Origin of the sequence: Streptosporangium sp. CA-135522, assembly GCF_050949235.1 — a bacterium.
GTDB lineage: Bacteria > Actinomycetota > Actinomycetes > Streptosporangiales > Streptosporangiaceae > Streptosporangium.
Genome location: NZ_CP192026.1, coordinates 1,841,469 through 1,854,828 on the forward strand (window position 1 = coordinate 1,841,469; position 13,360 = coordinate 1,854,828).

Here is a 13,360-nt window from a genome sequence, read left to right on the forward strand (position 1 = left end):
GGTCGGCGGCGGTTCACGGCTCGGGGGACAGCCGCTCGGCGGCCTGCTCGATGGCCGTGCTCACCCGGTCGGCCAGCAGGCCGACCGCGCCGACCGCCCTGGTCACCGGATCGTCCCCGGCGCCGCCCAGTGCCCGCTCGCGCAGGTGGGCCGCCTTCACCTCGGCCCACCGCGCGGCCTGCCCGGCCGTCATGGTGCCCCGCAGCTCGGCCAGCTTGAGCAGGCCGGCCTCGGCGCCGGAGGCGAGGGCCTGGGCCTCGCCGAGATAGTGGTCGTCGATCAGGGCCTCCAGCTCGGCGTCGTCCATGACGGGGACGACCCTGGCGGCGATCTTGTTCATGTTCCGATAGGACCCCTGGAGCAGGAACGGCGGCTCCGTCCTGGACGCGTCCGACTGTGCGGCCGAGGCGATGTAGGCCCGGTTGCCGGCCAGCACCACCTTCTGGACGTGGAGCAGCCGGCGCAGGACCGCGAGCACCTGGTCGAGCTCCACCGGGGAGTACGGGTGGGAGAGCCGGTCGGCCCGGACGGCCGGGTCGCCCTGTGCCAGCCGTACCAGCAGGCGGATGTCGCCGCGGTCACGGGTGGACAGCGGGGCCAGGACCGGGTTGGAGGTGAGCGCGTTGTCGATGTAGCTCAACGCGAACAGCTCGTCCCTGCCGGACAGCACCTCGCCGAGGTTCCACACGTCGGCGCGGTTGGCGAGCATGTCGGGGATGCGAAAGCGCCTGCCGGACTCGGTGTACGGGTTGCCCGCCATGCATACCGCGAAACGCTTGCCGCGCAGGTCGTAGGTGCGGGCCTCGCCGTTCCAGACGCCCTCCATCCGCCGCTGGCCGTCGCACAGCGAGACGAACTTCTGCAGCAGCTCGGGAGAGGTGTGCTGGATGTCGTCGAGGTAGAGCAGCACGTTGTCGCCCATCTCCAGGGCGAAGGAGATCTTCTCGACCTCCTGGCGCGCCGCCGCGTCGGGTGCCCGCGCGGGATCCACCGAGGTGACCAGGTGGCCCAGGGCGGGGCCGTTGACCTTCACGAAGATCAGGCCGAGGCGGCTGGCCACGTACTCCATGAGGGTGGTCTTGCCGTAGCCGGGCGGCGACAGGAGCAGCAGCAGGCCCATCTGGTCGGTCCGCCTGGCGTCACCGGCCGCGCCGATCTGCTTGGCCAGGTTGTCACCGATGAGGGGGAGGTAGACCTCGTCGAGGAGCTGGTTGCGGACGAAGGCGCTCATCACCTTCGGCCGGTACTCCTCCAGGCGCAGGCGCCCGCGCTCGGTGGTGACCAGCTCCTCACGCCGCCTCTGGTAGGCCCGGTAGGCGGGGACGTGGTGCTCGCGGAAATGCCGGGTCCGGCGGAGGAACTCGTCCAGGCGCAGGTCGAGCCCATGTTCGACGACGCGCGGGTGCGTGCCGAGCAGGCCTCCGACCGAGGCGGTCAGGGCCGCCGAGGAGTCGTGCCGGGGAACCTCGCACAGCAGGACGGCCACCGCCTCGGGCAGCTCGGCCGACGGCTCGAACGCCCCGAGCCACGCCTGCGCCAGCCGGTGGCGTCCGGCGAGGTCGTCCCCGAGCGCCCGCAGGTCGTCGTCGAACTCCCGGCGCGAGGCCCCCAGCGCCCGGTCGAAGCGCTCCAGCAGCGCCCGTGCCCCCGCGCTCGTCACGAACCCGGACGGCGTGCCGGCCAGCTCCTCGAAGAGGTATTCTCCGGCGAGCTCGGAGACGTCCTCCCCGCCGAGACCGGACATGAAGGCCGCGATGGCCGAGCCGAGCGCGCCACGCGTCTCGTCCACCGCCTCCACCCGGCCGAACATGGCGCGCGCCCGTGCCAGCGAGGCCACCCGGGTGGTCCACGCCCCGCGGGAGGCGTCGTCCACGCCGAAGGCCCAGAAGAGCTGGGCCGCCGCCCTCGCCGCGGGGGGATAGCGCAGCAGGCCCGCACCCGCGCGCAGGCGCAGCAGGGCGTCGAGGATCGCGGCCGCGTCGTGGTCGTGGACGCCCCGTTCGTACCCCTCGTCGTAGCGGGTCCGCGCCACCCGGCGGACGATCCCCAGCAGACCGCCCTCGGTCACCGCCGCCTCGTGCAGCGCGTCGAGGGAGACGGGCGACTCGTCCACGCTCAGCGTGCCGGACTCGGCGGCGGCCAGGATCGAGGCGGCCAGGTGCTCGCCCCGGTAGACCTCGGCCGTCTCCGAGACCAGCGACTGGTTCCAGAACGGCGAGGTCCCGGCGAACGCCTCGTCGGGCACCGGCGCGCGGTAGTCGGTCCCGGTGACGGCGAAGGCCATCCGGCCCTCGTACGGCACCATCGTGAGGTCGGTGGCCTGGGTGTTGACCGCGAACCGGTGCCGTCCCAGGCGGATCGTCTCGCCGCCGTCGGCGTACAGGTCGAGCCGGTCGCGCAGGGCGCGGCCCGCCTCCTGCCGGGCGGACGCGATGCGGCCTTCGAGCTCCTCGGCGCGGACCCGGTCGCCCAGCGCGCGCAGCTCCCCGGCCACGCCGTGCAGCTTGACGGCCATCGGGTCGGCGGCGAAGTAGGTGTTGACCTCGTCGAGCGAGCCGAGCGCGGCCGCCCTGCGGCGCACACCGGTCAGGATCCGGGCGGCCGAGCCGGTCAGCCGGTCGGCCCGGCGGGCGCGCTCGTCCAGCAGCGACTGCCGCCGCGAGAAGAACGCCTCGTGGACCTCCTCCCGCTCGGTCGCCAGCCGGGCCAGGAAGTCGTCGAACTCGGCGAAGCGCGACTCCAGGCCCTCCAGCCGGAGCGTCAGCCGGCCGAGTTGCTCCTCGCAGCGTTCGGGGGTGTCGGCCATCGCCAGCGCCCCGGTGATCGCCTGCCCCAGCAACGCGAACTCGGCCGCGAACGCCGCGCGTCCCTCGCCGGCCAGCAGCTGCCCGCGCCGCGCGTCCAGCGCGGCGCGGGCCCGGTTGATCCCGCCGAGCACCTCGCCGACCCGCTCCAGGATCGCCGTCCGTGCGGTCGCGTCGGCGACGTCGAGGGTCGCGACGGTCTCGATCACGATCTCCAGGCCCTGCGTCTGCCCGGTCAGCCGGTCGCCGATCGGCCCGGCCTCGGCCACGGTCGCGATGGCGCCGGCCTCGCCGGCCAGCCGTTCGACCTCCCCGTGGTACCCGGCGAAGGCGTCCTCGCCCCGCAGGAAGTCCGCCGCGTGCCGCGCCGTGGCGTCGAGCTCGGCGTCGAGCTCGACGCCCAGCCCGTCGATCCGGCCGGTGTCCACGTGGCGCAGCTCGCGCAGGGTCACCAGACGTCCCCGGGCCCGGCGCAGCTCGGCGAGGTGGGCGATCCACCCCTCGGCCGAGCGCGGCGCCTGCGCGCGTGCCCGCCGTACCAGGGAGGAGATCTCGCCGGCGGCCGTCTCCAGCGCGGTCGCGGCCTGCTCGGTGAGCGAGCGGACCTTCTCGAACTCCTCCAGCACCTGCTCGGCGGTCGCCCGCACCTCGGCGAGCGGTCCGCGCAGCCCGTGCTCGTCCAGCCAGTGGTGGTGGTCGAAGGTCCGGGCGCAGGCCGCGATCAGCGCCTCGAAGACCGGGACCGACGGCGCCGACTCCTCGATCATCCGGGCCACCGAGAGGCAGTCGGAGATCCCGCGCACCAGCTCCGCGTTGCCGATCCGCTCCAACGGTCCGGTCCCCGCCGACTGGGCGGCCGCGTGGACGTCCGACATGTACGGCGTCTGCCAGACCTGCATCGGGTGAACCCGGACGGGTTCGTCGGAGGCCGCCTTGAAGACGATCAGGGTGCCGTCGTCGAAAAGCGAGTAGCCGTGGCAGGACAGGGGAGTGGAGACCCGTTTGCGGATCATGTTGTACGGCAGCAGCAGCGACCGGCCCCCGGCCCGGGAACGGAAGACGTACAGCACGTCCTCACCGTTGGGTGAACGGATGACGCGCTCGAACTCCAGGTCGGACACGTCGGTGTCGAACGTCTTGCCGACCCCGGTCGACAGGTGGTAGCCGCCGGGAAAGATGATCCCCTGATCGTCGGGGAGGCGCCGGCAGGCCCGGCCGATGCCGTCGAGGCGGACCACGTCCTTGGTGCGGGTGTTGAAGACCAGGTGCCGCCACTCGGTCTCGTTGTAGGGCCGCACCCGCAGCAGGATCAGCGGGCCGACCCGGGCATGCTCGACGTCGGCGTCGGCGAGGCTCTGCAACGGTTCGGCGACCGGCTCGCGGTAGACGCCCTCACCGGTCTCGGTGTTGTCCTCGATCTTCACGGTGAGGTCGCCGCCGACGGTCTCGACGAACACCTCACCCTGGATCGAGATGTGTGGATGGCGGCCGAGCACGTGGTCGTCGCGGGTGGCCGGGGTCCACTCGAAGTCGTGCGACGGCGGGAAGGTGTGGTCGCGCTCGCCCCGGTCGTCGATGTAGGCGAGCGCGCCGTCCGCTCCGACCTGCCAGCGCAGCACGCGCGTGTCCTGCGGGCCCGTCCGGAAGACGGCCAGCATCTTGTCGCCGACGCGGCGCAGCCGCAGCAGCCGGGTCTCCCGGTAGTAACGGTAGAGATCGGCGAAGTCCCGTTCGAACCGTGGATCGCGTAGCGGCGGCGCGGGGTCGAACCGGAACGTCTCGCCGCCCGCCTCGCGGCCCGCCTCGCCGCCCGCCTCGTCTCCCGAGTGGCTCCCCGTGTCCGCCGCGCCCCGCACGAACGTGTGCGTGGAGAAGACGTCCTCGACGGTCGTCTCGGGCTTCAGGCCCATGAACACGTTGTAGCCGAACAGGAGGAGCCCGCGCCGGTGGTCGCGCCCGCTTTCCGGGCCCGTTCCCCCGCGCGGGCCGGGCGTCGCGCCCAGCGCCACGATGTCGCGGGGGACGCAGTTGTTCTCGGTGCGTATCCGCTCGGTGCCGACCAGGCGCAGTTCGGCTCCGCCGAAGATCTCAAGGCGCCGGGCGTTGAGCGCGTCGGCCCGCCGGGCCAGCTCGCCCGCCCGGTCGGCGAGCCGGGCGCGGAGCACCTCGTAGGTGCCCGCGTCCAGCCCGGTGTGGCCGGCCGGATCGTCGGCGTCCTGTCTCACGGGTGCTGCCACAGGTGCTGCCACGGCTTCCGCCACAGGTGTTGCCACGGCTTGTGTCACAGGTGTTGCCACGGCCTCTGTCACGGGCGCTGTCGCGGGCGCTGTCATGTCCCCGGTCACGGCCTCTGTCACGGGTGCCGTCACCGCCGGCCGGAGTCGAGCGCGGCGGCCGGGGCCTCGGCGACGACCCGGGCGTCGGCCGCGACCGGGGACGTGGCGTCGGACGTCCGCGCGGTGTCCAGCTGCTCGCGAAGCCTGTCCGCGTCGGGTCCGTCCGCGTTGATCATTTTCATCAGCAGGGCGGAGAGGGAGAGATCGCGCACGTCGGCGGCGCCGAACGAGCCGAGCACTCCGGCCAGGTCGGCGGGCAGGCTCCGCGAGCCGTCGAGGTACGGCCCGGCCAGCGTCTGGGCGACGTCGGAATGCCGCACGAAACCGTCCACGGTCTTGCCCATGCTGATCGAGCCCATCAGCCGGTCGAAGAAGACGTCGTCGCCGCCGACGATCTCGATGTTGGCCTTGGACAGGCCGGCCGACAGCACGGCGGCCTGTGCCTCGGCGACCTTGAGCTGGACGTTCACCCCGGCGAGGCGGACCTCCTTGTCGGCCTCCAGCCGCAGGCGGTACTCCTCGTGGGCGCGGGTCGCGTCGTCCAGCGCGGCCATCGCCGCGGCCTTCCGGGTCAGGCCCTCGGCCTCGGCCTTGAGCTTCTCGCCGACGGCCGAGGCGCTCGCGAGCGCCATGGCCTGCTCGCCCTCGGCGACCGCCAGTGCCTTCTCCCGCTCGACTGCGGCCTCGGCGCGGCCGACCTTCTCGATCGCCGCGGCGTCCCGCTCGCGCACCTGCACCTCGGCCAGGCCGGCCGCGGCCGCCTCGGCCTGCACGCCCTCGGCAAGGCGGATCTTGGCGCGGGCGTCGAGTTCGGCGGTCTGCTGCCGCGACTCGGCCAGCACCAGCGCCTCGCGGGCCCTGTGCCGGGACGCCGCCTCGGCCGCTTCGGCCGCCTTGATGTCCTTGACCAGGCTTTCCTGAGCCTCGGCCTCGGCCTGGATGATCACGGCCTGGCGGGTGCGCTCGGCCTCCTCCACCACCCGCAGGCGCTTGATGTTCTCCTCCTGCTCGGCGACCGTCTTCTCCACCGCGATCCGCTCCCGGATCACCTCGGCGATGGAGCGCTTCTCACCTTCGAGCTCCTTGTCCTTGGCGATGCGCGACAGCTCGGTCTCCCGCTCGCGGGAGATCACCTCCAGCATGCGGTCCTTCTCGATCCGCTCGGACTCGATGGCGATCACCCGCTCGCGGTTCTTCGCCGCCACGGCGATCTCACGAGCCTGGTTCTCCTGCTGGATGCCGAGTTGCTCGTCGGTGCGCAGGCCGGCGGCCTGCGCCTTGAGCCGCTCCTCGGCCCGGACCTTGGCGACTTCCGCCTCCTCGCGGGCGCGCATGGTCTCGACCTCGCGCTTCTGCTTGATCTCCGCGTCGGCCTGGCGGCGCTCCAGTTCGAGGATGGCCTCCCGCGCGTCCACGTTCTGGCGGGTGATCTCCTTCTCCTCGTGCCGCTGGAACTCGTTGGTCCGCACGTGCTCGATCGCGGTCAGCTCGGTGATCTTCCTGATGCCCTGTGCGTCGAGGATGTTGTCCTTGTCGAGGGAGCGCAGCGAGGTCTGCTCCAGGTAGTCGATGGCCGCGTCCTCGAGGCTGTAGCCGTTCAGGTCGGTGCCGATGACCTGGATGATCTGGTCGCGGAAGCGGTCGCGCTGGGTGTAGAGGTCGACGAAGTCGAGCTGCTTGCCGACGGTTTTGAGCGCCTCGGAGAACTTGGCGCTGAACAGCTCCTGCAACGTCTCCTGGTCGCTGGCCCGGGCGGTGCCGATGGCCTGGGCGACCTTGACGACGTCCTCGGCGGTCTTGTTGACCCGGACGAAGAAGGTGATCCGGATGTCGGCCCGGATGTTGTCCCGGCAGATCAGGCCCTCGCGGCCGGTCCGCTCGATCTCGATGGTCTTCACCGAGATGTCCATGATCTCGGATCTGTGGAAGACGGGCAGCACGATCGCGCCGGTGAAGGTGACGTCAACCTTGTTGACCTTGGAGACGATCAGGGCCTTGCCCTGCTCGACCTTGTTGAACAGGCGGCTGGCTGCGATCAGCGAACCGATGACGACGAGGAGGATGACGGCCAGGAGGATGCCGAATCCGGTGGAGATGACGTCCATGTGGTCCTTCGGCTAGATAGGACGGTCGGGATCGAGTTCCGCGTCGTACGGCATCACCCAGAAGAACTCGCCCGCGGGGTCGTAGGCGAATATCAGGGCGGTGCTGCCGGCGGCGAAGGCGTCATCGCCGGTCTGACGGACTTGAACGAGAGCGGAAGAACCGTCCGAGGCGGTGACCTCGGCCTGGCCGAAGTCACCGCCGACCCGGCCCGTGCGGATGACGCACGTCCGGCCTACGAAGTCGGTGCGGGAGGGGGCGCGCTCCCCGCGGGAGACGCGGCGCAACAGCGGCACGATCAGGCGGGTGCCGGCCCAGGCGCAGGCGAGCGCCACGGCCGGCACACCCGCCAGTGCGGGGACGCCGCTGAACAGCACGCCGCCGACCAGGCTGACGAACCATGCGATGGCGACCATCAGTGAGATGGACACGGCGGCCGGCACCCCGCCGAGCCCGAGGCCGCCGAGAAACCCGGTGAACCCCGACTCGGCCCCGTCGGCGCCGGCGTCGCCGTCGAATCCGACGCCACCGGCCATCGTGAGCAGCCAGTAGCCGATGACCACCACGAGGGGAAAGGTGAACAGGACGGTCGGAAAGGCTGATACGGCATCGACGAGTCGGCCCATCGGCGTGCGGAGTCCCCCTGCTGGCGTGCCATGCGGCGCTCCCCCGAGCGCGCGTGCCTGATCTATGTAGAGATAAAGAACAGGTAACAGGGATAGTTCCTGAAATTCGAAAAATATCGATAAATCAGGCGGAGTAGAAAAACCGGGGAAGCAGAGCTCGCCTCCCTGGCCGAAGGAGGGAGGTCAGGCGGGCCGAGTGATCATGATGGCCAGGCCGACGAGGATCACGACGGGGATGAGCCACACGATCGCCTCGATGGCGAATTCCTTGTACATGAAGGGCATCCTTCCGGAGCGACGCACGGCGAGGAGTACGGAGAATCCGACGATAGCGTCTGCCCCGCGCCGCGGCCAGGATGTGCCGTCCACCACTGCTGGTCGGGCCGGTCGTCGAAGACCCCGCGGGGTTCCCGAAGAGGGTCCGGGGTTCCCGAAGTTCCCGAAGAGGTCCACGGGGTTCCTGAAGAGGCTCGCGGGTCCGACGCCGGCGAGGTCGCGAAGGACCTGAAGGGCCCGCGGGGTCTCTCAGGAAGGCACGGCCGAGCCGACCACCACGGGGGTGTCCGGGCCGGCGGCTTCGTCCACCACGTCCGCCACCACGCAGGTGATGTTGTCGGGCCCGCCGGCGTCGCAGGCCAGCTCGATGAGCCGCCGGGTCACCGCCTCCAGGTCGTCGATGTCGGCGAGCACGTGGCGCAGCCGGTCGGCCTCGACCACTCCGGACAGGCCGTCGGAGCACAGCAGGTAGCGGTCACCCACCTCGGCATCGCGCAGGGAGAGGTCGGGGTCGATGGCGTCGCCGCCGTCCAGGACCTGCAGCAGGATCGACCGGTGCGGATGCCTGGCGGCCTCCTCGGCGGTGATCCGGCCGTCGTCCATCAAGGTCTGGACCAACGTGTGGTCGTAGGTGATCTGATAGAGGTCACCGTTGCGGAGCAGGTAGGCGCGGGAGTCGCCGATGTGCGCCAGGGCGACCCGCGGGCCGTCCCAGAGCATCAGGGTCAGGGTCGTGCCCATGCCGGTGAGGCTCGGATCCTGCTCGACCAGCTCGCGCAGGCGCTGGTTGGCCCTGCGGACCCCGGCCTCGGCCGCGGCGACCAGGTCCTCGGGGACCTCGTGGTCCAGGGCGGCGACCGTGGCGATCGCCGCCGAGCTGGCGACCTCACCGCCCACGTGGCCGCCCATCCCGTCGGCGACGGCGAGTAGCCGGGCGCCGGCGTATGCCGCGTCCTCATTACCCTGGCGGACCCGGCCGACATCGGAGCCTGCCGCATAGCGAAGCGTGATCATCTGCACACCACTGGAACGTCGAGTTGCACGAGCGAGTCGCTTTCGGGCAGTTGGGACGGGCATGGGGTGAAGCGAGTTGTTCCACGATCCACTGAACACCATGGTGACGCAAGCGGCCTGGGGAAGTGTTGCCACATCCGTTGACAGGCGCGGTGGCGCGTAAGCTGTTTCGGCGACCCGCACTGTGCCGGGAAGCTCCCCACCTCACGCATGGCTAGGAGACCAGGAAATGACCGCGATCATCCAGGAGGCGGCACGACGCCGCACGTTCGCGGTGATCAGCCACCCCGACGCCGGTAAGTCGACCATGACGGAGGCGCTGGCTCTGCACGCCTCCGCGATCACCGAGGCCGGCGCGGTGCACGGCAAGGCAGGCCGCCGTGGCGTGACCTCCGACTGGATGGACATGGAGAAGGCCCGTGGCATCTCCATCACCTCCGCCGCCCTCCGGTTCGAATACCGGGGCCACATGTTCAACCTGGTCGACACCCCCGGTCACGCTGACTTCTCCGAGGACACCTACCGGGTGCTGGCCGCCGTCGACTGCGCGGTCATGCTACTCGACGCGGCCAAGGGAATGGAGCCGCAGACCCTGAAGCTGTTCGAGGTCTGCCGGCATCGCCGCATCCCGGTCATCACCTTCGTCAACAAGTGGGACCGGCCCGGCCGCGAGGCGCTCGAACTCCTGGACGAGATCCAGGAGAAGACCGGCCTGCGGCCCACCCCGATCACCTGGCCGATCGGCACCGGCGGTTTCTTCCACGGCGTGGTGGACCGCGTCGTCGACCAGGCGGTCCGCTACACCCGCACCCCCGGCGGGGCCACCAAGGCCATCGAGACCGACCTCACCCCCGAGCAGGCCCTCGCCGAGATCGGAGAGGACTGGGAGCGCGCCAAGGACGAGGTCGACCTGCTGTCGGCGATCGGCTCCGACCACGACCAGAAGGCGTTCGAGGCGCACGAGTCCACCCCTGTGCTGTTCGGCGCCGCCCTGAACAACTTCGGCGTCGGCCGCCTGCTGGACGCCATGGTCGACATCGCGCCCGCGCCGTCGCCCCGTCCCGACGTGAAGGACGATCCGCGCCCGCTGGACGAGCCGTTCTCCGGCCTGGTCTTCAAGGTGCAGGCCAACATGGACCCCTCGCACCGCGACCGGATCGCCTTCGTCCGGGTCTGCTCGGGCCGGTTCGAGCGGGGCATGGTGCTGACCCACGCGGGGACCGGACGTCCCTTCGCGACCAAGTACGCCCAGTCGGTCTTCGGCCAGGAGCGCGCCACGATCGAGGAGGCCTTCCCCGGAGACGTGGTCGGCCTGGTGAACGCCACGGCGCTGCGGCCCGGCGACACCCTTTACGACGGCTCCGCGGTCGAGTTCCCGAAGATCCCGAGCTTCGCGCCCGAGCACTTCTGGACGGCCCGCTGCCGCGACTCCAGCCGGGCCAAGCAGTTCCGCAAGGGCATCGAGCAGATGGAGGCCGAGGGAGTCGTCCAGGTCCTGCGCTCCGACATCCGCGGCGACCAGTCGCCGGTGCTCGCGGCGGTCGGCCCGATGCAGTTCGACGTGGTCAAACACCGGCTGGCCGGGGAGTTCAACACCGAGATCGCGATGGACCGGCTGGACTTCAGCCTGGCCCGCATCACCGACGCGGAGTCCGCGCCCATCCTGGCGCGCCAGCGCGGCGTGGAGGTCTTCACCCGCGCGCTCGACGGTGAGCTGCTGGCGCTGTTCACCGACGAGTGGCGGATGCGCGGCGTGCTGCGCGACTATCCCGACCTGGTGCTCAAGGCCCTGCTCGCCGACACCCGCGGCTGACCGGCCGGATACGGCCCGCGTCCTGCGGTGCGGGCCGTATCCGCTGCACGCCGTACATGATGAGATGTGTCCCCATGAGCACGATTAAGTGGGGAATTCTGGCGACCGGCGGGATCGCCGCCACGTTCACCGAGGACCTGAAACTCCTGCCGGACGCCGAGGTGGTCGCGGTCGGGTCCAGGTCCGTGGAGTCCGCCCGGGCGTTCGCCGACCGGCACGGCATCGCCCGTGCCCACGGGAGCTGGGCCGAACTGGCCGCCGATCCCGACGTGGACATCGTCTACGTCGCCAACACGCAGAACGCCCACTACGACGCCGTGCTGACCTGCCTGAGCGCGGGCAAGGCCGTACTGTGCGAGAAGGCCTTCACGCTCAACCGAGCCCAGGCCGCCAAGCTGGTGGACTTCGCGCGGGAGCGGCGGCTCTTCCTCATGGAGGCCATGTGGATGCGCTGCCTCCCGGCCATCCGAAAGATCGTGGAGCTCGTCGAGGCGGGAGCGATCGGTCCGATCCAGGCCGTCCACGCCGACTTCGGGATCTCCGTCGACGTCGGACCCGACCACCGGCTCCGTGATCCCGCGCTCGGCGGCGGCGCCCTGCTCGACCTGGGCGTCTACCCGATCTCCTTCGCCTACCTCATGCTCGGCGACCCCGCCCGGGTGCAGTCCTGGGCCCGGCTGACCCCCGAGGGCGTGGACGAGAACACCGGCATGCTGTTCGGCTACGACAGCGGCGCGGTGGCACTGCTGTCGTGCGGCATCACCACCGACGGCCCCGTCACCGCGTCGGTCTCCGGCCCGCTCGGCCGGATCGAGCTGCCCGGCGCGTTCTTCTGCACCGACACCTTCACCCTGCGCCGCAGGGACGCCGAACCGGAGGTCTTCCACATCCCCCGCGAGGGAAACGGCCTGCTGCACGAGGCCGTCGAGGCCATGCGCTGCCTGCGAGAGGGCCTGCTGGAGAGCCCGCTGGTGCCCTGGCAGGCCACTCTCGACGTGATGGGCGTCATGGACGAGGTCCGCGGGCAGACGGGGGTTCGCTTCCCCGGCGAGTGACCGCTTTCCCCGCCTCCGGTCCTCCCGTGTCTCCCCGCCGCCGGTCCCCCGATCAGGCTTTCGCCGGTGCTCCGTGCGGCGGGGTGAGGAGCCGGTCCGCGTCCGAGGGGTGCGGCTCAGACGCGGCTCCAGGCGTGCCGCTCCAGGAAGGCGCGACCACCGGTGGCGTATTCGGTGAAGGCGTCCTGGACCGTCTCCAGGTCCGGGACGTGCGTGCGGAACATCAGGTCCTGAACGCTGTCCTTGTACTCCAGCTCGTAGCCCGTCATCTCGGGAGAGGTCTGGATGAAGTGCTCGCCGAAGACGACCAGCGCCGTGAACGGGTTCTGCGGCGACATGGTGGTCAGCGCGTCGGTGACGAGCCGCAGGTCGGGATCGACCACGATCATCCCGTCGCCCGTGTGCATCTGCATGCCGGAGTAGACGCCCAGCGGCGCCAGGTTGTGCACCAGCCCCCGTTGCGGGTCGTAGCAGACCAGCCCGCACGCGCGGGCCAGGGCGAAGGCCTCGCCCGACACCTCGTCGGCCCGCTCCGGCTCCACGGCGACCGTGGCGTGGGCGGGGGAGGCCTGCTCGGCCTCGGGCAGCCGCTCGGCGAACGCCGCCACGCCGGGATGGGGCACGGCGGCGTCGGGCTCTCCGCGGCGGAGCGCCTGGAAGACGTTCTCCGCGCGCTCCTTGGTGATCGGCTCGGACTCGTGCCAGACGGCCAGTTCTACGTTCACGGTCTCATCGTCCTACAGGAGGTCCCGGAGATCGTTCCCGCGGTCGGCGGCAACGCCGGGCCCTCGGCGCCGCCGCTCCCGCGCCGGCCGTCAGCGGTTCCCGTCCGGCCGGGGGCGCGCCTCACACGGAAGGCTTGTCCGACGCCTCACACGGAAGGTTTGTCCGCGGCGCGGACCTGGGACAGCTCCACCGTGCAGAACGCGCAGCGGCTGGCGTCGAGGGGGATGTCGCTGAGACACTCCGGGCACTTCTTCTCGGTGGCCTCCCGGTCCCTGTCGAAGAAGGTGATGATCCGGGTCATCGGCATCACGACCAGCCAGTAGATCACCGCGGCGATGATCAGAAAACTCAGCACGTGGTTGACGAAGTCGCCGTACATGAACCTGGCGCCGTTGACGGTGAACTCGTACTTCGAGAAGTCCGGCTCGTCGCCTCCGGTGATCGCCGCGATCAACGGCGTGATGAGGTCCTTGACCAGCGCCTGCACCAGGCCGCTGAAGGTCGCGCCGATGACCACCGCCACGGCGAGCTCGACGAGATTGCCCCTCATCAGGAACTTCTTGAATCCGCCCATCTTTCGCGTCCTCCGCTCGTGAGAACGCCCGCA

Annotated in this window: 8 protein-coding genes; 2 read left to right on the forward strand and 6 right to left on the reverse strand. The window is 70.9% G+C overall.

All coding sequences use genetic code 11. The features are described from left to right. Positions 1-13: 13 nt before the first annotated feature. The 4 genes from ACQPYK_RS08950 to ACQPYK_RS08965 all read right to left on the reverse strand — a co-directional run bounded on the left by ACQPYK_RS08950 (position 14) and on the right by ACQPYK_RS08965 (position 9,159). The gene (locus ACQPYK_RS08950; protein ID WP_433253060.1) at positions 14-5,029 is read right to left on the reverse strand and encodes a DNA repair ATPase; all 5,016 of its coding nucleotides are present in this window, start codon (positions 5,027-5,029) and stop codon (positions 14-16) included. 140 nt (positions 5,030-5,169) lie between these two features. Continuing rightward, positions 5,170-7,245, reverse strand: a complete 2,076-nt coding sequence (locus tag ACQPYK_RS08955) for a flotillin family protein (protein ID WP_433253062.1) — start codon at positions 7,243-7,245, stop codon at positions 5,170-5,172. Positions 7,246-7,257: 12 nt separating this feature from the next. Beyond that, positions 7,258-7,869, reverse strand: a complete 612-nt coding sequence (locus ACQPYK_RS08960) for a hypothetical protein (RefSeq protein ID WP_433253064.1) — start codon at positions 7,867-7,869, stop codon at positions 7,258-7,260. Between the two features lie 525 nt (positions 7,870-8,394). Next, entirely contained in the window at positions 8,395-9,159 is a 765-nt protein-coding gene (locus ACQPYK_RS08965) for a PP2C family protein-serine/threonine phosphatase (protein WP_433253066.1), read from the reverse strand. Positions 9,160-9,388: 229 nt separating this feature from the next. Between ACQPYK_RS08965 and ACQPYK_RS08970 the strand changes: the two genes are divergently transcribed. Together ACQPYK_RS08970 and ACQPYK_RS08975 are read left to right on the forward strand one after the other, a co-directional pair. Continuing rightward, complete coding sequence (locus ACQPYK_RS08970) at positions 9,389-10,972, forward strand: peptide chain release factor 3 (RefSeq protein WP_433253068.1); 1,584 nt, start codon at positions 9,389-9,391, stop codon at positions 10,970-10,972. Between the two features lie 74 nt (positions 10,973-11,046). Next, complete coding sequence (locus ACQPYK_RS08975; protein ID WP_433253070.1) at positions 11,047-12,027, forward strand: Gfo/Idh/MocA family protein; 981 nt, start codon at positions 11,047-11,049, stop codon at positions 12,025-12,027. Between the two features lie 116 nt (positions 12,028-12,143). On the opposite strand, the gene ACQPYK_RS08980 is transcribed toward ACQPYK_RS08975, so the two are convergent. Both ACQPYK_RS08980 and mscL read right to left on the reverse strand, forming a co-directional pair. Further along, on the reverse strand, positions 12,144-12,752 hold the full coding sequence (locus tag ACQPYK_RS08980; protein WP_433253072.1) for a hypothetical protein: 609 nt from the start codon (positions 12,750-12,752) through the stop codon (positions 12,144-12,146). Between the two features lie 146 nt (positions 12,753-12,898). Next, a complete protein-coding gene (mscL, locus tag ACQPYK_RS08985) occupies positions 12,899-13,327 on the reverse strand; it encodes a large conductance mechanosensitive channel protein MscL (protein WP_433253074.1) in 429 nt (142 codons plus the stop codon). Positions 13,328-13,360 lie beyond the last annotated feature (33 nt).

Bases quoted from the DNA above. Each gene is read 5' to 3' on its own strand.
- ACQPYK_RS08955 (WP_433253062.1), bottom strand. From the start codon at position 7,245: ATGGACGTCATCTCCACCGGATTCGGCATCCTCCTGGCCGTCATCCTC.
- ACQPYK_RS08960 (WP_433253064.1), bottom strand. From the start codon at position 7,869: ATGGGCCGACTCGTCGATGCCGTATCAGCCTTTCCGACCGTCCTGTTC.
- ACQPYK_RS08965 (WP_433253066.1), bottom strand. From the start codon at position 9,159: ATGATCACGCTTCGCTATGCGGCAGGCTCCGATGTCGGCCGGGTCCGC.
- ACQPYK_RS08970 (WP_433253068.1), top strand. From the start codon at position 9,389: ATGACCGCGATCATCCAGGAGGCGGCACGACGCCGCACGTTCGCGGTG.
- ACQPYK_RS08975 (WP_433253070.1), top strand. From the start codon at position 11,047: ATGAGCACGATTAAGTGGGGAATTCTGGCGACCGGCGGGATCGCCGCC.
- mscL (WP_433253074.1), bottom strand. From the start codon at position 13,327: ATGGGCGGATTCAAGAAGTTCCTGATGAGGGGCAATCTCGTCGAGCTC.